The sequence below is a fragment of the Actinoplanes sp. NPDC021490 genome (assembly GCF_055562135.1).
The window spans coordinates 249,258-268,314 of record NZ_JBVHFW010000004.1 but is presented as its reverse complement, the minus strand read 5'-3'; the positions used below and the strand labels follow the sequence as shown (position 1 = coordinate 268,314).

The window sequence follows — 19,057 nt, the reverse complement described above, 5'->3', positions numbered from 1 at the left end:
CGTCGCGGGTATGCTTGATCACGCGGCCCGCCCAGTCTTGCCTCGGGCCGCCACGGACAGTTGAGGGCTTTGAGACCCCGCACCGTCCCTCGGATCGGCCACCACGCGCCGCGGCTGAGGACAAAGTCGCGCCGGGCAGGACGACCTCTCTAGGTTTCAGGAGCTCCCGCTACATGACCACGTTTACCGATTTCGGCGTGCCCGCAGTGCTCGACAGCGCCCTCGCCGAACTCGGCATCACCACCCCGTTCCCCATCCAGGCAGCCACGCTGCCCGACTCGCTGGCCGGCCGTGACGTGCTCGGCCGGGGCCGCACCGGCTCCGGCAAGACGTACGCGTTCGTCCTGCCCGTACTGGCCCGCCTGGCCGCCTCGCGCACGCAGCGACGCCCCGGACGCCCGCGCGCGCTGATCCTGGCGCCGACCCGCGAACTGGCCACCCAGATCGACGCGGTGCTGGCCCCGCTGGCGGCCAAGCTCGGCCTGCGCACGATCACCGTCTTCGGCGGCGTCGGCGCCAACCCGCAGATCAAGGGCCTCAAGGCGGGCGTCGACGTGGTCGTGGCCTGCCCCGGCCGGCTCGACGACCACCTGCGCAACGGGCACGCCTCGCTCGACGCCGTCGAGATCACCGTGCTGGACGAGGCCGACCACATGGCCGACCTGGGCTTCCTGCCGGTCGTGCGCCGGCTCATGGAGCAGACGCCGCGCGACGGCCAGCGCATGCTGTTCTCGGCCACCCTCGACAACGGCGTCGACGTTCTGGTCAAGCGGTTCCTGCACAAGCCGGTCACGCACTCCGTCGACTCGGCCACCGAGGCGCCGATCGAGATGTCGCACCACGTGCTGCACGTACGCGGCGACGACCGCTTCCCGGTGCTGGTCGACCTGCTCTCGGCCCCCGGCCGTACGGTCGTCTTCACCCGCACCAAGCGGCGCGCCAAGGTGCTGACCCGTCAGCTGGTCCAGGCCGGGGTGCCCGCCGTCGAACTGCACGGCAACCTGGCTCAGAACGCCCGCAACCGCAACCTGGCCGCGTTCTCCGAGGGCAGCGCCGAGACGCTGGTCGCCACCGACATCGCGGCCCGCGGCATCCACGTCGACGACGTCGGCCTGGTCATCCACGCCGACCCGCCGGTCGAGCACAAGGCGTACCTGCACCGCTCCGGCCGTACGGCCCGGGCCGGCAACCAGGGCACGGTGATCACGCTGATGACCGACGACCAGACCGCCGAGGTCCGCGACCTGACCCGCAAGGCCGGCGTACGCCCGACCACCAGCCGCACCCGTCCGGGTGACCCGCTGCTGGCCGAGCTGGCCCCCGGGGAGCGCACGTTCGTCACGCCGCCTGCGGTGTCCGAGGCGCCGGCCACCAGCACCGGCGCGCGCCGGGGCCGGGGTGCCGGTGCCGGTGGTCGCGGCCGGGCCACGGCCGAGGCCGGAACGTCCGAGCAGAAGTCGTCACCGCGCGGGCGCCGGGGCGGCTCGGCGGGCGGTCAGCAGCGTTCGGCGGCAGCGCCGGGGCACGCGGGCCAGTCGCGCACCGCCGGGCAGTCCCGCACCGCCGGGCAGTCCCGCTCGTCGGGCCAGGCGGGCCAGGCTCGTTCCGGCTCCAAGCCGGTGCACACCAGCCAGTCGCGTAGCGGGGCGGCGGCCTTCTCGGCCGGCACCCGCGTGGGCGGCCGCCGAAGCGGACGCTGACCCACAGCCGCATCAAATCGGCGCTCACCCCGGTTCGCCGGGGTGGGCGCCGAACCTTTTCGGCCCTTAGGTGGCCGGAACGTCGACCTCGATCTCGTTCGAGAGGGTGAATCCGTCGCACAGGTCGAGGTCGTCGCCGCTCCAGAAGCGGCCCGGGTCGTACCAGTTGGGCTGCCGGCCACGCGGGAGCAGACCCATGTCCTCGTACGTCACCGCGACCACCTCGGCGCAGTAGGCCGTCTCGAGGGCCGCCTCGGTGGCCGGGCCCTTGCCGCCCCGGATCCGCCAGCGCGGGCGGACCTGCGGGACCCGGCCGCGCACCCAGCGCCAGGCGAGCTGGGCCGAGGACGGAAACGGGGTGCCGTCGAGCCGGGCCACCGTCTTGAGCGCCTTGTCCTCCATCTCCTTGGGCACGCCGGGCTCCAGCTGACGCAGCCAGCCCCGCTGGCCGTACCGGTGCGCCCAGACGGAAACGGCGTCGCGCAGATCGTGCAGCTGGACGCCGCGCTGGAAGGTGCCGGACCACAGGTCGGGCAGCGACTTGCCCAGCTCGGCGTGCCACATGAGCGGCGGCATGTCCTCGACGACGATCGACATGCCGACGTGGTTGACCGGGCTGTTGGTCAGCGTCTGGATGGCCCGGTCGGCGCCCGTGCGCCCTCGGAAGATCCAGATGTCTCCGGTCCGGGTCAGGTCGATGGCCTCGTCGAGGCTGATGGCGGCGTCCACGTGTCTATCCTCAAGTGATGCGTTGGTGGAAGGTAGTGGGGTTGGCCGGTCTGGCGGGAGTCGCCGCGACCGGCGCTGTGGTGGCGCGCTCGGAGCGTAAACGCCGGCAGTACACCCCCGATGAGATCCGTGACCGGTTGCACCAGCGGGTGGCCGAGGCCGCCCAGGAATCAGACGACATCAGTATCGCGGAGTAGCGACCACAGGCCCGCCCCGTCCGGTGCGGTGAACCAGGTCTTGCCGCCGGATCCGACCGCCTCGGCCTCGCCCGAGGGGCCGGGGATGGCGCCGGCCAGCACGGACTGGGTGGGCGACAGACGCCGGATGGCGACCGCGGCGACGTTCTCCGGGTGGGCGTGCGCGAACTCGGAGTAAATCTCCTGGTCGTGCTGCCCGTCGTCGCCGATCAGCAGCCAGCGGATGTGCGGGAACTCCCGGGACAGCCGCTGCAGGGTGGCGCGTTTGTGCTCCTGGCCGCTGCGGAACCAGCGGTCGGGCGTCGGCCCCCAGTCGGTGAGCAGCAGCGGGCCCGCCGGGTAGAGATGGCGGGACAGGAAACGGCTCAGCGTGGGCGCCACGTTCCAGGCGCCGGTCGACAGATAGAACACCGGCGCGCCCGCGTTCGCCGTGATCAGCCGCTCGTAGAGGACGGCCATGCCCGGCACCGCCATGCGGGCGTGCTCGTCGAGCACGAACGTGTTCCAGGCGGCGAGCAGCGGACGCGGCAGCGCGGTCACCATGACCGTGTCGTCGATGTCGCTGATCACGCCGAAGCGGCATTCCGGGTCGACCACGCGGATCGGCGCCTCGACCGGGGCCGCACCCTCGGTGAGCAGCCGCACGCTTCCCCAGCCCGGTTCCAGGTCGCCCTTGACCCGGGTGTCGATGTAACCGCTGCGGTCGGTGCGGGTCTCGGTGATGCTTTCGCCCATCTGGATCCGGACAACCGCATTGTTGACCGGCGAGGTGGTGAAGCTGCGCCAGCCACGGACCTTTTCCAGCGTCCGGTTCTGATTGGCCCGGGTGAGCACCACACGGCCCATCACGCGCGCCCAGCCGGGCGCGCCGTAACCCGTGTAGGCCGTGATCACCGGCCGCCAGCCCCGGTTGCGCAGCCGGCGCTCGACGATCTCGTGGAGGGCGTCCTCCACGCGCGCGGCCCGGTGCATCCGGATCATTGCGGGTGGCTGCCCGCCCGCCGGAGTTGATGCCACGCTCTGGCCCCCTGCCCATAAGGTATCGGCGGTCATTCTGCCCGGTTACGGTACCTGCCTAACCTGTCAGCAGCGGGCGAACGGTCCGCCTCTCCACAGGGGAGGGATCAGGCGTACGCCTTGGTCGCCGGCATTTCACCCGTGGCCCACTGATCGGCGAACCATTCGTCACCGACCGGTTCCTCGACCCGCGCGGTCCGCACGATCGCCGCGGCCGCCTCGACCCGCAGACTGCGCAGCGCCTCGGCGGCCAGCTCGGACTCGTGCCACGCGGCCTGCTCCCGCTTCTGCGCGTCCTCGTACTGTGACAGCCGGTGCTCGCGGATCGCCTTACGCAGCAGGCCCTCCTGCACCACCGGGTGCAGCCGCGGGTTCCAGCCGCGGTGCGCGAGCACGTCGTTGAGCTGCGCGATGGAGATCTGCCGGTTGCGGCAGGCGGCGATCGCGGCGTGGTGCAGATAGCGCTGGCGGTCGGCGTTCTCCCCCGGCTTGCGGCGGCGGCTCATCAGCGGGAACGCGGCGGCCTGGCCGGTCAGCCGGGCCTGCCGGTCGGCCTCGTCGAAGGCCACCCCGGCGGCGTCGACCTGCTCCTGGGCGGCGGCCCACTCGACCCGGAGGCGGGCGGCGGTGGCCGCGGCGCGTTCGGCCGCCACGGCGACCTCGTCGGCGAAGCGCTGCTTGTCACGCTCGGCCTCGGTCAGAGGCTGGGCCGGCGCCGAGCGCGGCAGCGCCACATAGACCGCGGCCACGGCGATGGCCAGCAGGATGACCAGCCACAAGGCGGCGGCCTGGGGAATGGAGACGAAGAAGCTCTGCAGGGCGGATTCCATCGCAACCTCACATGAAGACGCGGATACCCGGAGGAGAAATGACGCTGGTGCAGGCGGCCGTACGCCGCAGGCAGCCGACCGCTGCCGATGCGATGGGCGTCAGATCAGCGGCGAGGAGGCCCGCGACCGGCCGGCACCCGCAGCGCGCTGCCGGTGAGCACAAGGGCCACGAGAACCACGACGAGAACCGGCGCGGGAAGCACGGGCGGCACAACCAGGGCGGGCGCCACATGATCGGCCACAGAGGCATCAACGGCATCGTCGGTAACACTGGCCACAGCAGCCACGGGCGCGGGCGCCGCGGTCTCGAGGTGGGCCGGCGCCAGGTGAGCGGCGAAGGCCAGGGCCAGCATGGCCATCCCGGCGAGAAAACGCAGCAGGCGGTGCGCATCCCAGTCTCGGGGAAGCACTCGCGCCACGGCCGTCACACCGCCCAACCTACCGTTTCCGCCCGGAACGCGCATGGCTCATCCGAGCTACGGCCAGCCGCGGACAATTCCCCCGTACGCCCGTGGCGGCCGGCAGGGAGCGGATTGTCTGCTGTCCTGGCTCGCCGCGGATCGCTCGATCGCAGTCTCCCAGCGGTCCGGTGGCCGGCTGCTGTCCGGGCTGACCCGCAACCTGCTGCTGGGCGATGCCGCCCTGCTCCGCCCCCGGCGCCCGCTTGCGGTGGGCCGTTTCCGGTCCGCCGTCGACCTGAGCGAGATCTCGGCGCGCTGGGCGCCGGGTGCCTTCGATCGCGACAGACTCGCGCCGTCGGAGATTCAGCGTCCCCTGGCCCACGAGGTCCTGTCGGACGTGCTGCCGGACGCCGGGCACGCCATCCGCTCACCGGGTGGCATCGCGACGATAGTTCGGCGGACATGGCGATGGCGCCGGCCGGGGCCGGCGCCATCGGGTGGGGCGTTTTTACTTGCTGGGTTCGGGTACGTCGACGTCGCACGTGATTTTCGGGTTTACACCCATCCAGTTGAGCGGGCCGGCCAAGGTGGTGACGGCGATCGTGCCGAACTCGGCACAACTGGTGTCGCTGGTATCGGAGAAATAGCCTCGTTCGTAGGCGGCCACGCCGCCCAGCACGAGCCAGATGATGAGAATCAGCCCGCCGATCGAGCCTGCGCGCATCGGGGCCTCCTATGTCGTGGGGATGCCCGGAGATACCCCGATCCTCTTGATCTCTAAACGGGACGATTCACGGCCTGCAGGGTGTACGTGTGCGGCAGCCGTTCCGGGTGGTCGGCCAGCTGCCATTCGCCGTCGCCGATGTCGCGCATCCGGCCGTTCTCCAGCGCCTCCCACGGCACGCTGGTGTGCTCGGCCAGACCGGTCAGCGTCAGACCGGCCTCGAGCACCGCGGTGACGATCTCGCCGATGCCGTGGTTCCACTCGACGGTCTTGTTGTGCTTGAACTCGGCCTCGGTCTCGACGTAGGTGCCGCCCTCCTCGAGGACCAGGCCGTCGGGCATCTCGAAGTACGGGTAGGCGAGGGCGACCACGTCGTCGTCGCGGTCGTAGTCGAGGGCCCAGAGCACCGGGTGGCCCTCGCGGATGAACAGGCGGCCGCCCGGCTTGAGCAGCGCCGCCACGGTGTTCGCCCAGCGCTTGACGTCGGGCAGCCAGCAGAGCGCGCCGACCCCGGTGTAGACGAGGTCGTATCCGTCGCCGACCGCGGCCACGGCGTCGTACACATCGGACTGCACGAAAGTGACGTCGGCCCCGGCCAGCGCGGCGATGCGCCGGGCCTCGTCGAGCGACTTCTCCGAGAAATCGAGCCCGGTCACGTGGGCGCCGAGGCGGGCCAGCGACACCGTGTCGGTGCCGATGTGACATTGCAGGTGCACGGCGCGCAGGCCGGCCACGTCACCGAGCAGCGACCGGTCGAACCGGACGACCTCGCTGAGATAGGCCGGGTCGGCGGCGAAACGGTCAACGGCGTAGCCGGGCGAGGCGGCATGAGCGGACGCGCGATCGTCCCAGTTGGCGCGATTCAGGTCGCGATAGTCGGTCACTCGGGCACGATATGTCGCCGCCGATGACGTCGGCTTACGATTTTCCGGCGGACTGGGGTTGGATGACACAGCGAAGGGCCATCGAGAGGCGGGGTGCGAGCTTGGAGACCAGGCGTACGACGGTGCGTGACGTGCGCCGGGCGAACAGGGCCAGCCTGCTCACCGACCTCTTCCACGGCGGCCTGCAGAGCCGGCAGCAGCTCGCCGCCAGCACCGCTCTGAGCCAGGCCAGCGTCAGCAACCTGATCGGCGAGATGATCGAGGAAGGGCTGGTCGAGGAGGCCGGGCTCGTCGGCTCGGACGGCGGCCGGCCGCGCGTGCTGCTGCGGGTCAGACCCAATTTCCGGTACGTCGTGGGCGCCGACGTGGGCGAGACGCGTGTCCTGGTCGAGCTGTACGACCTGGAGATGTCGCGCCTGGCCGCGGTGACGCTGGACCACGACGACGAGCCCGAGCAGGTGGCCGGCCGGGTGCTGACCGGGCTGCGCGAGGTGCTGGAGCAGACCGGTGTCGCCCCGGCCGACGTGCTCGGCTTCGGCGTCGGGGTGCCGGGCGTGGTCGATCAGGACGGCGTGGTCGACTCGCAGTCGACGGGCTGGGACTCGGTTCCGCTGGGCCAGATGCTGCGGGCCGGCAGCGAGGTGCCGATCTTTGTGGAGAACGGGGCCAAGACGCAGGGCCAGGCCGAGATGTGGTTCGGCGCGGGCCGCGGCGCCCGGCACGCGGTCATCGTCATGATCGGTACGGGGGTGGGCGCGGCCGTGGTGATGGACGGGCGCAGCTACTACCGGGGCGCGAATAGCAACGCCGGCGAGTGGGGGCACACCACCCTGATCTACGACGGGGACGAGTGCCGGTGCGGGGCGCGGGGCTGCCTGGAGGCGTACATCGGCGGCGACCGGATCGGGCTGCGGCTGGCCGCGGCCACCGGGGAGGCGTACGAGAAAACGCTTCTGCCGCGCTATCTGGGTCAGGAGACTCTGCCCGAGCCGGCCCGGCAGGTCTTCGAGCAGACCGCGGGCTATCTGGGGGCCGGGCTGGCCGACCTGATCAACCTGTTCAGCCCGGAACGGATCGTGCTCGGCGGCGACACGGGGTCGGTGTTCGGCGCGCGCTTCCTGCCCGAGATCCGTGCGGCCGCGGCCCGGCACGCGCTGCGCCGCCCGTACGCGCAAACGACCATCACGATCTGTGAGCTCGGCGCCGACGCCGTCGCGATGGGTGCGGCCACGCTGCCGATCGCGCAGCTGCTGGCCGAGGGCGGTCTGGCCGAGCAGACCGAGCCGGTGCTGGCCTTCACCCCGCGGCCGCGCCGTCCCGGTGACCGGGCCCGCCGATAACGACAGGCCCGGCCGAGCGGCTGCTAGGACCGCATCGCGGCGATCGAGTCGCGGAACCAGAGGGCGCTCTGCTTGGGCGTACGCTCCTGGGTCTGGTAGTTGACGCTCACGATGCCGAACCGCTTGTCGTAGCCGTAGGCCCACTCGAAGTTGTCGAGCAGCGACCACGCGAAGTAACCGCGCACGTCCGCGCCCTGCTCCCGGGCGGCCGCGACGGCGGCGATGTGCGAGGCCAGATATTCGGTCCGGTCGTCGTCGGCGACGTGGCCCGACTCGTCCGGCTGGTCGTCAAAGGCCGCGCCGTTCTCGGTGATCACCATGGGCAGGCCCGGGTAGTCGCGGTGCAGCCGGGTCAGGAGCTGGGTGAAGCGCTCCGGGGTGATCGGCCAGTCCATCGCCGTACGCGGGGTGTCCGGCAACACCGCCCGCACGACCGGCTCGCCACCCTCGTCGTGCCGGTTGCCCTCGTCGTCGGTGCCGGCGAAGTCCTGTCCGAAGTAGAAGTTGACGCCAAGCACGTCGAACGGGGTCGAGATGATCTCGAGGTCGCCGTCCCGCACGGGCATCGCCGAGCCGCGGGCGGCCAGGTCCTCGACCACGTCGGCCGGGTATTCGCCCTTGCGCAGCGGGTCCAGATAGAGCCGCAGGCCCATGCCGTCGGCGCGGCGGGCCGCGTCCCGGTCGGCCTCGGTGTCGCCCAGCGGGTCGGCCGTGCCCATGTTGAGCGTGATCCCGTACGTGTGGGGCCGGGTCTCGGCGGCCCGCATGCGCTGGACGGCCAGGCCGTGACCGAGCAGCAGGTGGTGGGTCGCGGCCAGGGAGGCGTCGAAGTCGCGGCGGCCGGGGGCGTGCACGCCGACGTGGTAGCCCAGCCAGGCCGAGCACCACGGCTCGTTCAGCGTCGTGAACGTGTCGACCCGGTCCTGCAGTTTGTCGAACACGAGCATCGCGTAGTCGGCGAAGCGGTACGCGGTGTCCCGGTTGGGCCAGCCGCCCGCGTCCTCGAGCTCCTGCGGCAGGTCCCAGTGATAGAGCGTCACCCAGGGGGCGATCCCGTTCTCGAGCAGCTCGTCGACCAGCCGCTCGTAGAAGCCGAGACCGGCCGGGTTGACCGGGCCGTTTCCGCGCGGCTGCACCCGGGGCCAGGCCACCGAGAACCGGTAGCTGTCGACGCCGAGGCTCTTCATCAGCGCCACGTCCTGCGGCATCCGGTGGTAGTGGTCGCACGCCACGTCGCCGTTGTCGGCGTTGACCACGGCGCCGGGCACCCGGGCGAACGTGTCCCAGATGGACGGCGTCCGGCCGTCCTCGCCGGCCGCTCCCTCGATCTGGTACGAGGCGGTCGCGACGCCCCAGAGGAACTTCGGCGGCAGGCCGGTGGCCAGCGGGACCTTGGTGGTGGTGGGGTTCATGGCTCTCCAGTTGGGGATTTTCATCAGCAAGAGGGCCGGCCCGCACCAGGCGAACCGGCCCCCTTGTTCATCCGACGGGTTGCGCCGTGGGATGCAGCCAGCACGCGACGGAACGTGCGGCTCCGTCCGGGCTGTCCGGGCGCCCGAGCACCGGGATGTTCGTCGGGCACGGCTCGAAGGCCTTCGGACAGCGGGGGTGGAACGAGCAGCCGGTGGGCATGCCGGCCAGGTCGGGCGGTGATCCGGGGATGCCGGTCAGCTCGCGCCGGGGCCCGCGCAGGGCCGGGAACGAACCGAGCAGACCCTTCGAGTACGGGTGCAGGGCGTCCCGATAGATCGTGGCCGCGGGCGCCTCCTCGACGATCCGGCCGCCGTACATGATCGCGATCCGGTTGGAGAACTCGACCAGCAGCGACAGGTCGTGCGTGATGAAGATGACCGAGAAGCCGAGCCGCTCGCGCAGTTCGATGAGCTGGCCCAGGATCTGCCGCTGCATCACCACGTCGAGGGCGGTGGTCGGCTCGTCCATGATGACGACCTGCGGCTGCAGGATCAGCGCCATGCCGATCATGACGCGCTGCCGCATGCCGCCGGAGAGCTGATGCGGGTACGCGTCCATCCGGTCGGGCGAGATGCCGACGAGCTTGAGCATCTCGCGGGCCCGGGCGTTGCGGCTGTGCTCGCTCATCTTGGGGTCGTGGGCCCGGAGCACGTCGGTCAGCTGGGTCGAGATCTTGTGCACCGGGTTGAGCGAGTTCATCGCGCCCTGGAACACGATCGCCGTCTCGGCCCACCGGAACGCGCGCAGGGCCCGGTCCGAGAGCCCGAGGACGTCGTACGGGTCGCCCTTCTCGGGGTGGTAGATGACCTCGCCGCCGGTGATCACGCCGGGCGGGGCGAGCAGCCGGGTCAGCCCGTAGGCCAGGGTCGACTTGCCGGAGCCGCTCTCGCCGGCCAGACCGAGAACCTCGCCGCGGTGCAGGGTCAGGTTGACGTCGCGGACCGCCCGCACGGCCCGGTCGCCCAGGCCGTACTCGACGTTGAGGTTGCGAATCTCGAGGACAGGTTCCATGGTCACTTCGCCTCTCGGGCCACGGGCGTCATGGCGTCCGGGCGGATCTGCGCGCGGGTGTGCGGCTCGGCCGAGTTCGACAGCACGGGGGTGAAGCCGATCCGCATCCGTACGGTGCCGCCGGAGGCCGTCTTGAGCTTGGTCTTGCCGGCGCTGCGCAGACGCGGGCTGACGAACTCGTCGATCGCGAAGTTGATCAGGGACAGCGCCGTGCCGAGGAACGCGATGGCCAGACCGGCCGGGACGAACCACCACCACGCGCCCTGGGCGAGCGCCTGCTGGCCCTGCGCCCAGAACAGGATCGTGCCCCAGTTCCAGCCGGCCGCCGAGACGATGCCGATGAAGGCCAGGGTGATCAGCGACAGCACGGCGAAGATGACGGTGCCGATGAACCCGGACGCGATCACCGCGGTCAGGTTGGGCAGCAGCTCGAAGCCGATGATCCGCCACGTCTTCTCGCCGGTGGCCCGGGACGCCTCGATGTAGTCGCGCCGGCGCAGCGAGAGCGTCTGCGCGCGCAGCACCCGGGCGTTCCACGACCACGAGGTGAGACCGATGACCAGGGCGATCAGCAGGTTGCTGGCGTTGTCCAGGATCGACGTGATGATGATCATCAGCGGGATGGCCGGGATCACCAGGAACACGTTGGACAGTGCGGACAGGGTGTCGTCGGTCTTGCCGCCGAGGTAGCCGGCGGTGATGCCGATGATCACCGACAGCACGGTGGCGATGGTGCCGGCCAGGAAGCCGACGAACACCACCGGCCGGGTGCCGTCGAGCACCTGGCTGAACACGTCCTGCCCGAGGTGGGTGGTGCCGAACCAGTGGTCGGCCGACGGCGGCTGCACCAGGTCGTTGCTGCGCGCGTCGGGGTCGTACGGGGTGATCCACGGCCCGATGATCGCGAACAGCACGTAGAGGCCGAGGATGAGCAGGCCGAAGGCCGCCTTCTTGTTCTTCAGGAAGAGGAGCCGCTGCCGCTTGGCCTTGGCCGGCTTGGCGCTCTCCGGCTGGGCCATGGCCCCCTGGCCGGGAATGACCTGCGCGGTGCTCGAGGTGGGAATCGTGGTCATCGCTCAGCCCTCCTTGCGGGTGCGCGGGTCGAGGAGCAGGTAGGCCATGTCGGCCAGCAGGTTGGCGACCAGCACCGAGATCGTGATGACCAGGAAGATGCCCTGCATCAGCGGGTAGTCCTTGGCCCCCAGCGCCTGCAGCAGGATGAAGCCGAGACCGGGGTACGAGAACACGATCTCGACCAGCAGCGTGCCGCCGACGATGAAGCCGAGCGACAGCGCGAAGCCGGAGATGTTGGGCAGCAACGCGTTGCGGGCCGCGTAGCTCATCGCGACCCGCCGCTCGGACAGGCCCTTGGCGTGCGCGACGGTGATGTAGTCCTCGGACGAGACCGTCACCATCATGTTGCGCATGCTCAGGATCCAGCCGCTGACCGACGAGATCAGGATGGTCAGCGCGGGCAGCAGGCTGTGCTGCAGGGCGCTCGGGATGAAGTACTGGTCCCAGGCCGGCACCAGCGACGAGTCGAAGCCGCCGGACGACGGGAAGAAGCTGTCCGGGCCGGTCAGCAGATAGATCGCGATGATGCCGAGCCAGAAGTAGGGCACCGACGAGAAGAACGTGGTGACCGGCAGCAGGCCGTCGGTCCACGAGCCGCGCCGCCAGCCGGCCAGCACGCCGAGGCCGGTGCCGAGCAGGAAGCTGATCACCGTGGTGATGCCGACCAGCATGACCGTCCACGGCAGCGCATCGGCGATGATCTCGGAGACCGGCGTCGGGAAGAACGTGAAGGACAGGCCGAGGTCACCCTGGAACAGCTGCTTCCAGTAGTCGACGTACTGCGCCCACAGTCCCTTGTTGTCGTCCAGGCCGAACAGGACGTACAGCGAGTTGATGGCCTCGGTGCTCAGCTGGCCGCGGAACTTGGCGATCAGCGACTGCACCGGGTCACCCGGCACCAGGCGCGGGATGAAGAAGTTCAGGGTGATCGCGGCCCACGCGGTGAACAGGTAGAACGCGATGCGCTGGAGGAAGTACTTCACTTTGCCGCCGCCTCTCCGGGCGTCGAGGACGCGACCGTCGCCTCGTCGTAGAGCCAGCAGGCCGCCCAGTGACCGGGCTTGTCGCCGATCTCGAGCCGGACCGGCAGATCGGTCAGGCACCGCTGCATCGCCATCGGGCAGCGCGGGTGGAACCGGCAGCCGGACGGCGGGCTGATCAGGCTCGGCGGCTCGCCGTTGCCCCGGTCCTCGTCCAGCGGGTTGACCTCGCCGGCCAGGCGGTCGGGGTCGGGCGCCGAGTCGATCAGCAGCCGGGTGTACGGGTGCGCGGGGGTCTGGGTGACGGTCTCGCTGTCGCCGCCCTCAACCATCCGGCCCGCGTACATCACCAGCGTCTCGTCGGCGAAGTAGCGCGCCGACGCGATGTCGTGGGTGATGTAGAGGATCGCCAGGTTGAGGCGCTCCTTGAGGTCGCGCAGCAGGTTGAGCACGCCGAGCCGGATCGACACGTCCAGCATCGACACCGGCTCGTCGGCCAGCAGCGCCTCCGGGTCGGCCCCGAGCGCGCGGGCGATGGCGACGCGCTGCCGCTGGCCGCCGGAGAGCTCGTGCGGGAACTTGTCGAGGTAACGCTCGGGCGGCGTCAGGCTGACCCGGGTGAGCAGGTCGTTCAGCGCGCTGTCGAGGTCGTCGTCGGTCTTTCCGGCGTTGCCGTGGATCTTCAGTGCCCGGGTCAGGTGGTACCGGATGGTGTGCACCGGGTTCAGCGACGCGAACGGGTCCTGGAAGATCATTTGAACGCGGGCCGCGTACGCCCGGAAGGCGCTGCCGCCCTTGACCTTGGTCGACTCGCCGTGCAGGCGGAGGTCGCCGGCGGTACGCGGATAGAGCTGGGCGAGCAGGCGGGCCACCGTCGACTTGCCCGAGCCGGACTCGCCGACCAGGGCGACCACATGGCCGCGGCGCAGGGTGAGGTTCACGTCGTCGACGGCGTGAACCGCGTTCTGCTCCCTCGTGAAAAATTGGCGCAGCCGCCGGCGGACGGGGAAGTGCTTGGTCAGGCCGATCGCCTCAAGCACTACCTCACCGCCTGCGCCGCCGCCGAGGCCTGGTCCTCCGGACGGCCCGGAAGACCCGGGCAAGTTGGAGGCCTTGGCGTCCTGGAGAGACGTCATGGCGAAAGCTTCCTTTGCGGGGGTGGCGGGAACGCCGCCCCCCGCGCCTGGCGGCGCGGGGAGCGGCGTCGGCGATCAGTTACCGGCGGGGCGGAGCTTGCCGATGATGAGCGACACGTACGGCTGGGTCGGCTGCGCGCCCGAGTACGGGTCGGCGTCGGTCGGCCATCCGGTCCAGTTCTTGTCGCTGTAGGCGGCACCCACGTTGTCGGCGCCGACCGGGAACATCGGGGCCTGCTCGACGAAGACCTTCTGGATCTGGTTCATCGCGGTCGTCCGCGCCTCGTCGCTGGTCGCGTTCTTGTACGCGGTCAGCGCGGCGGTCGCCTCCGGGCTCTTGAAGCGGCCGAAGTTGCCCTGCTGAGCGGCGGTGCCGATCGGCTTGATCAGGTCGCCGTCCATCACGGTCTGGTAGATGTCGTACGGCGTGGCGCCGCCGTTCGTCCACCGCATCGAGGCCTCGAACGCGCCGGTCTGCACGTTCTTGTCCCAGACATCCTGGTTGGGCTTCTCGACCGTCGCCTGGATGCCGATCTCGGCGAAGTTGCTCTTGATGATCTCGAGCGAGGTCTGGTAGTCCGACCACGGCGCGGGGTCGCTGAGCTTGATCTTCACCGGCTTGCCGGACGGGTCGCTGAGCACCTTGCCGTTGAGCTTGTAGCCGGCGCTCTGCAGCAGAGCCTTGGCGCCCTCGATGTCGTTCGAGAACTCCTTGCCCTTGTACTCCGGAGCGATGAACGCGTCACCGGCGCCCGGCGGCAGGCCGGTCACGCTCTTGATCTCCGGGTGGAAGTACGAGGCCTCGGCCTGGGTGAAGATGTCGGCCCGGTTGATCACCATGTTCATCGCCTGACGCAGCTTCACGTCGTCGAACGGCTTGATCGTGGTGTTGATGTAGAGGCCGTGGATGCCGAGCACGCCGGGGGCCCACACCTTGTGGTGCTGCGGGTCCTTGTCGATGAAGGTGGCCTTCGGGTTCGGCAGAAAGACGAACGACCACTCCGAGTCGCCGTTGGCCAGCGCGGTGCCCTGGGCGTTGTTGTCGGCGTAGGAGACGTACCGCAGCTCCTTGACCTTGGGCACCTCGCCCCAGTAGCCCGACTCACGGACCGACAGCGTGACGCCGGCCTGGGTGAAGGACTTGAGGGTGTACGGGCCACTGCCGACCGGCGTCTTGTTGACGTCGGTGGCCGGGTCCGAGATCTTCTCCCAGACGTGCTTGGGCACGATCGGGGTGCTCGCCATGATCTTGTTCTGGTTGACGAACTGCGGCGTCTTGAAGGTCACCTTCACGACGTTGCCGGCCACCGTGATCTGGTCGAACGGGATCGCGTTCTGGTTCAGCGCCTCGTTGCTCTTCAGCAGCGTGAACGTGTACGCCACGTCCTCGGCGGTCAGCTTCTGGCCGTCCGACCAGGTGGCGTTGTCCCGCACGGTGACCTCGGCCGACTTGTAGTCGTCGGCCCACTTGACGCCGGTGGCCAGCCACGGCACGGGCGGCTCGGCCGGGCGCACCGGGTTCCACTGGGTCAGGGGCTCATAGATCATCCACTTGTACCCGAGCGCGTTCGCCGAGGAGGTGCCGGCGAACGGGTTGTGGTTCTCGGTCTGCGTTCCGTTCGGCATGCCGATCTTGAGGAAGTCGACCGACGACTTGTTCCCGCTGTCGGCGTTGTTGCTGTTCGGCGAGTCGCCGCAAGCGGCCAGGCCGCCCGTGGCGAGCACGCTCGCCACGGCGACCGCGAACAGTTTCCTTCTCTGCATCGCGTAAATCTCCTCGAAAAGTGACTGGTGAGAGGGCGTGAGCTATCGCGGCACCGGCAGGTTCGCCGGTCCCGTGAGTACGTGGCGCGTCAGGCCACTGTGGAAGGTCTCGGGGTGAAGGTGGTGGGGATGACGGTGGGACGGTTGGGCAGGGGTGTGCCCTCGAAGTGGGCGAGCAGCGTACGAGCCGCGGCCTCACCCATCTCGCGCAGCGGTTGATGCACGGTCGTCAGCGGCGGCTGGGTGTGCGCCGCGGTCGGTATGTCGTCGAAGCCGACCACCGCCACGTCCTGCGGCACGCGGCGGCCCGTGTCGAGCAGGGCCTGCATCGCGCCGATGGCGGCGAGGTCGTTGTGGGCGAAGACGGAGTCGAACTCCACTCCGGCCTTCAGCGCGGACTGCACCGCCTCGGCGCCGCGGGCGAAGGTGAAGTCGCCCAGGAACAGCCGGTCGGCGTCGATCGGGTGGCCCGCGCCGGCGAAGACCGAGGCGAAGCCGGCGTGGCGTTGCTGGGTGCAGCCGAACCGCTCGGGCCCGGAGATCACCAGCGGCCGGGTGCGGCCGATCTCGATCAGGTGCCGCGCGGCCGAACCCGCGCCGTCGTGGTTGGTGGTGCCGACGCTCGGGATCTCGCCCGAGGTCTGGTCGCGGTCGTCGATCAGCACGACCGGCAGCCCACGGCGGTGCAGGGTGGCGATGTAGTCGAGGGTCCCCTCGGGCTCGATGACCAGCAGGCCGTCGAACGACTTGGCGGACACCTGCGCGCCGAACTGGCGCATCGACTCCTCGCCGCGGTTGCAGGTGAACAGCAGCAGGCCGTAGCGCTCGGTCTCGAGCACGTCGACCGCACCCTGGATCACCTCGCCGATCCACGGCCAGGTGAGCGAGGGCACCAGCATGCCGACCACCCGCGTACGCCCGCGGGCCAGCCCGACGGCGCGCGAACTCGGCACGTAACCCAGCTCATCGATCACCGCACGAACCCGCGCGGCGGTCGATTCGTCCAGCTCACCCTTGCCGTTGAGCACCCGGGACACGGTCGTTTTGCTGACCTTGGCCCGAGCCGCCACATCGGCGATGGTGATTGGCACTGGTCCTCCTGACGTGTCACCGCTTCGTTGCGACCGGATTTCGGAACCGGTTTCGGAAGCGGTTTCGGCAGTTAACGCCAGTGAGGCCAGTCACGTCAACGGGGCCACTGAATTATTTAGGTTTCAGTGCGATAACCAAGGGGGACGTGCCTCGTTAACGCCACGTCAAACGCTGAGCTTTGCGGGCGAAACGGTCGCTAACGCATCGACGATGTTCGGCAGAACAATGCCCAATGGGGCATCGACGTTGAGCCCTGCGTACGGCTCACCGCGTGTTACGCCCCGGTTGACGATGGCGACGCGGATGCCGTCCTTGGCCGCGCGCAACACGAAGCGCCGGCCCGACATGACGGTCAGGGAAGATCCGAGAACCAGCAGCGTACGGGCGTTGCCGACCAGCTCGAAGCTGCGCTCGACCCGCCGCGGGGGCACCGTCTCGCCGAAGTAGACGACGTCCGGTTTGAGCATTCCGCCGCACCCGAGACAGTCCACCACCGTGAAGCCGTCGAGCTCGGTCTCGTCGAGTTCGGCGTCACCGTCCGCGTTGATCGCGACGGCCGAGGCCTCGAAGGCCGGGTTGGCCGCGTCCAGCCGCTCGGCCAGGTGCTCGCGCGGGGTCTGGTCACCGCAGTCGAGGCAGGTGATGCGGGCCAGGTTGCCGTGCAGCTCGACCACGTCCTCGGCGCCGGCCGCCTGGTGCAGTCCGTCCACGTTCTGGGTGATGATGCCGTCGACCACACCCCGCTGCTGCAGGGCGGCCACGGCCCGGTGGCCGTCGTTGGGGCGGGCCTCGCCGATCGTCCGCCACCCGAGATGGGAGCGGGCCCAGTAGCGCCGCCGGGCGATCGGATCCCGGGTGAACGCCTGAAAGGTCATGGGCGTACTGCGCCGGGCCGATCCGGAAGGGCCCCGATAGTCCGGAATGCCCGACTCGGTTGACAATCCCGCACCGCTCAGAATCACGACGCCGCCCTCGCCCACCCAGTCGGCGAGCTCGGCGACCTGTTCCACAACCTGTAGGTCCACGCATCCATAATCCCTCGCCGACTATCGTGGCCGCGGTGAGCTTGCCCTCGGGTTCCCCCTCGCCGCTCCCGGAGTCGTCGCTGCGGGCCTCTTCGCTCCCGGAGTCGTCGCGGCGGGCGTCGTCGCTCCCGGAGTCGTCGCGCCGGGCGTCGCCGCTTCCGGAGTCGGCACTGCGGGCGTCGCCGCTCCCCGAGTCGTCGCTGCCGGAATGGGATCGGATCCGTGTGCTGCGCGCCGAGGACGAGTTCGCTTCCGTCCGCAAGGATCCCCGCATCGCGTACGCCCTCTGGGCCGTTCTCGGCATCATCGGCGGCCACCGCTTCTATCTGGGCGACACCGGGCGGTCGATCGCCATGCTGTTCACCCTGGGCGGGCTCGGAGTGTGGGCTCTGCTCGACGGCCTGGTCGTCGGCCGGCGCGTCCGGAGCGTCAACCGGGAGCGGCGGGCCGCGGTGATGGCCCGCTACGGCCTCGTCGAGCCGGAAAAAACCCGCCCGCTGTAGTGGGATCTTGGCGGCCGGGCTGGCAGGCTCGGCCCATGGGGCTATTCACGGTGAGCGAGGCTCGGGACGAGCTCGAACGGCTACGGCCCGTGTTGCAGGAAATCGTGGCGCTGCGTGCCGACGCGGCCGAGCTCGGCGCGGTGATCGGGGCCGGTGGGCCGCCGACGCCGCTGGGCGGAATGCCGGAATGGAAGGCCGCGACCGCGCGGCTGGACGACCTGATGACCGAGGTGCAGCAGACCGGGGCCGTGCTCAAGGGCCTGGCGCCGCTGCTGATCGACTTCCCGTCCGAGATCGACGGCGTGGACGTGGACCTCTGCTGGCTCGAGGGCGAGAACGGCCTGAACTGGTATCACCGCGCCGACCTGGGTTTCGCCGGTCGCCGCCCGATGCCCTGACGCCGGCCCGGCTCCGCTCTGGCACCCCTGGCCCGTTCCGGCGCCTCGCCCCGGTCTGACACCCTGGTCGCGATGCGCATCGATACGCGGGCGTGGTGGATCGCCGGGGCGTGGGCCCTGCCCACCGTGTTCTTCGTGGGCGTCGCGTTCCGCTACCGCAGTTTCGCGGGATGCGGGGTGCTTCTCGGTCTGGGGCTGGCCATCACCACGGCAATCGCGGTCGGCCGCGCCCTGACCCTGCGGTCACTGGTGCGCTGGGCCGCCCGCGGCTGGACGGCCGTCGACCCGCTCGAGCGCGAGTGGCCGTGGTCGGACCTGCACCTCAAGGGCGGCAGCGAGGTCCGGTTCGCCTACCGCGGAACGGCGGACGGCCTACCGATCGTTTTCGGTCAAGTGCAGTGGGAGGGTGGCGCCTTCGGCAACGCGACGATCAGCCCGGAGGGCCGGGGCCTGTTCGTCGTCGTCGGCCTGCCCCTGCAGGAGCCGCCGATGGCCGCCCGGCTGCCGTACGTCTTCGTCGGCGACTCCCCCCGGCTGGAACGACCCCTGCTGCGTCAGTCGTTCCTGTCCGGCGAGATCCCGCCCTTCACCGTGCGCGGCAACGAACTGTTCACCATCGAGCCGCGGGACTCGTGGCCCGACGCCGCCGCGGCCGGGGAGGCCGTGCGCCGGGCCCTGCTCGTCGTCCAACTGCTCGACATCGGGCCCGACACACCCTGGTGAACCTCAGCCGCGCCCGCTCCGCCGCGCCTCAGCGGCGCGGTGACCCGGACGGGCGC

The 19,057-nt window shown here is 70.3% G+C and carries 20 protein-coding genes; 6 read left to right on the top strand and 14 right to left on the bottom strand.

Translation table 11 applies throughout. The features are described 5' to 3' along the window. The first annotated feature begins 173 nt into the window (after positions 1 to 173). A complete protein-coding gene (locus ACZ3I4_RS12945) occupies positions 174 to 1,700 on the top strand; it encodes a DEAD/DEAH box helicase (RefSeq protein ID WP_465382081.1) in 1,527 nt (508 codons plus the stop codon). Between the two features lie 66 nt (positions 1,701 to 1,766). On the opposite strand, the gene ACZ3I4_RS12940 is transcribed toward ACZ3I4_RS12945, so the two are convergent. Then, the gene (locus tag ACZ3I4_RS12940; protein ID WP_465382080.1) at positions 1,767 to 2,429 is read right to left on the bottom strand and encodes a hypothetical protein; all 663 of its coding nucleotides are present in this window, start codon (positions 2,427 to 2,429) and stop codon (positions 1,767 to 1,769) included. Between the two features lie 17 nt (positions 2,430 to 2,446). Between ACZ3I4_RS12940 and ACZ3I4_RS12935 the strand changes: the two genes are divergently transcribed. Beyond that, the gene (locus tag ACZ3I4_RS12935; RefSeq protein WP_465382079.1) at positions 2,447 to 2,626 is read left to right on the top strand and encodes a hypothetical protein; all 180 of its coding nucleotides are present in this window, start codon (positions 2,447 to 2,449) and stop codon (positions 2,624 to 2,626) included. Here the strand turns inward: ACZ3I4_RS12935 and ACZ3I4_RS12930 are convergent. From ACZ3I4_RS12930 to ACZ3I4_RS12910, 5 genes are all read right to left on the bottom strand, one after another. Continuing rightward, complete coding sequence (locus tag ACZ3I4_RS12930) at positions 2,600 to 3,679, bottom strand: App1 family protein (RefSeq protein WP_465382078.1); 1,080 nt, start codon at positions 3,677 to 3,679, stop codon at positions 2,600 to 2,602. The two genes, ACZ3I4_RS12935 and ACZ3I4_RS12930, sit on opposite strands and share 27 nt — an antisense overlap. A 71-nt stretch (positions 3,680 to 3,750) precedes the next feature. Beyond that, positions 3,751 to 4,473: a hypothetical protein gene (locus tag ACZ3I4_RS12925; RefSeq protein WP_465382077.1), complete on the bottom strand. Its 723-nt coding sequence runs from the start codon at positions 4,471 to 4,473 to the stop codon at positions 3,751 to 3,753. A 104-nt stretch (positions 4,474 to 4,577) separates the two neighbouring features. Then, complete coding sequence (locus ACZ3I4_RS12920) at positions 4,578 to 4,901, bottom strand: hypothetical protein (RefSeq protein ID WP_465382076.1); 324 nt, start codon at positions 4,899 to 4,901, stop codon at positions 4,578 to 4,580. A 481-nt stretch (positions 4,902 to 5,382) separates the two neighbouring features. Continuing rightward, positions 5,383 to 5,598: a hypothetical protein gene (locus tag ACZ3I4_RS12915; protein ID WP_465382075.1), complete on the bottom strand. Its 216-nt coding sequence runs from the start codon at positions 5,596 to 5,598 to the stop codon at positions 5,383 to 5,385. A 53-nt stretch (positions 5,599 to 5,651) separates the two neighbouring features. Then, complete coding sequence (locus tag ACZ3I4_RS12910) at positions 5,652 to 6,482, bottom strand: class I SAM-dependent methyltransferase (RefSeq protein ID WP_465382074.1); 831 nt, start codon at positions 6,480 to 6,482, stop codon at positions 5,652 to 5,654. Between the two features lie 101 nt (positions 6,483 to 6,583). On the opposite strand from ACZ3I4_RS12910, the gene ACZ3I4_RS12905 reads away from it, so the two are divergent. Continuing rightward, positions 6,584 to 7,822, top strand: a complete 1,239-nt coding sequence (locus tag ACZ3I4_RS12905; protein ID WP_465382073.1) for an ROK family protein — start codon at positions 6,584 to 6,586, stop codon at positions 7,820 to 7,822. Positions 7,823 to 7,845: 23 nt separating this feature from the next. Here ACZ3I4_RS12905 and ACZ3I4_RS12900 read toward each other — a convergent pair whose 3' ends face one another. From ACZ3I4_RS12900 to ACZ3I4_RS12865, 8 genes are all read right to left on the bottom strand, one after another. Continuing rightward, positions 7,846 to 9,234, bottom strand: a complete 1,389-nt coding sequence (locus tag ACZ3I4_RS12900) for a GH1 family beta-glucosidase (protein ID WP_465382072.1) — start codon at positions 9,232 to 9,234, stop codon at positions 7,846 to 7,848. Positions 9,235 to 9,301: 67 nt separating this feature from the next. After that, on the bottom strand, positions 9,302 to 10,306 hold the full coding sequence (locus ACZ3I4_RS12895) for an ABC transporter ATP-binding protein (protein WP_465382071.1): 1,005 nt from the start codon (positions 10,304 to 10,306) through the stop codon (positions 9,302 to 9,304). Positions 10,307 to 10,308: 2 nt separating this feature from the next. Next, entirely contained in the window at positions 10,309 to 11,379 is a 1,071-nt protein-coding gene (locus ACZ3I4_RS12890; protein WP_465382070.1) for an ABC transporter permease, read from the bottom strand. 3 nt (positions 11,380 to 11,382) lie between these two features. After that, positions 11,383 to 12,363, bottom strand: coding sequence for an ABC transporter permease (locus tag ACZ3I4_RS12885; RefSeq protein WP_465382069.1), 981 nt, complete (start codon positions 12,361 to 12,363; stop codon positions 11,383 to 11,385). Next, complete coding sequence (locus ACZ3I4_RS12880; protein WP_465382068.1) at positions 12,360 to 13,496, bottom strand: ABC transporter ATP-binding protein; 1,137 nt, start codon at positions 13,494 to 13,496, stop codon at positions 12,360 to 12,362. Before ACZ3I4_RS12880 ends, ACZ3I4_RS12885 begins: the two co-directional genes overlap by 4 nt. Positions 13,497 to 13,571: 75 nt before the next feature. Continuing rightward, positions 13,572 to 15,260 (bottom strand): ABC transporter substrate-binding protein, encoded by a 1,689-nt coding sequence (locus ACZ3I4_RS12875; RefSeq protein ID WP_465382067.1) that lies wholly within the window; start codon positions 15,258 to 15,260, stop codon positions 13,572 to 13,574. Positions 15,261 to 15,349: 89 nt separating this feature from the next. After that, positions 15,350 to 16,351, bottom strand: a complete 1,002-nt coding sequence (locus tag ACZ3I4_RS12870) for a LacI family DNA-binding transcriptional regulator (protein ID WP_465382066.1) — start codon at positions 16,349 to 16,351, stop codon at positions 15,350 to 15,352. Between the two features lie 165 nt (positions 16,352 to 16,516). Further along, positions 16,517 to 17,377 carry an NAD-dependent protein deacetylase gene (locus ACZ3I4_RS12865; RefSeq protein ID WP_465382065.1) on the bottom strand — a complete coding sequence of 287 codons (861 nt, stop codon included), beginning with the start codon at positions 17,375 to 17,377 and terminating at the stop codon, positions 16,517 to 16,519. Between the two features lie 35 nt (positions 17,378 to 17,412). Here ACZ3I4_RS12865 and ACZ3I4_RS12860 point away from each other — a divergent pair, with 35 nt between their 5' ends. From ACZ3I4_RS12860 to ACZ3I4_RS12850, 3 genes are all read left to right on the top strand, one after another. After that, complete coding sequence (locus ACZ3I4_RS12860; protein ID WP_465382064.1) at positions 17,413 to 17,880, top strand: TM2 domain-containing protein; 468 nt, start codon at positions 17,413 to 17,415, stop codon at positions 17,878 to 17,880. Between the two features lie 35 nt (positions 17,881 to 17,915). Next, on the top strand, positions 17,916 to 18,278 hold the full coding sequence (locus ACZ3I4_RS12855; protein ID WP_465382063.1) for a DUF2203 domain-containing protein: 363 nt from the start codon (positions 17,916 to 17,918) through the stop codon (positions 18,276 to 18,278). A 72-nt stretch (positions 18,279 to 18,350) separates the two neighbouring features. Further along, positions 18,351 to 19,001 (top strand): hypothetical protein, encoded by a 651-nt coding sequence (locus ACZ3I4_RS12850; RefSeq protein WP_465382062.1) that lies wholly within the window; start codon positions 18,351 to 18,353, stop codon positions 18,999 to 19,001. Positions 19,002 to 19,057: the final 56 nt, after the last annotated feature.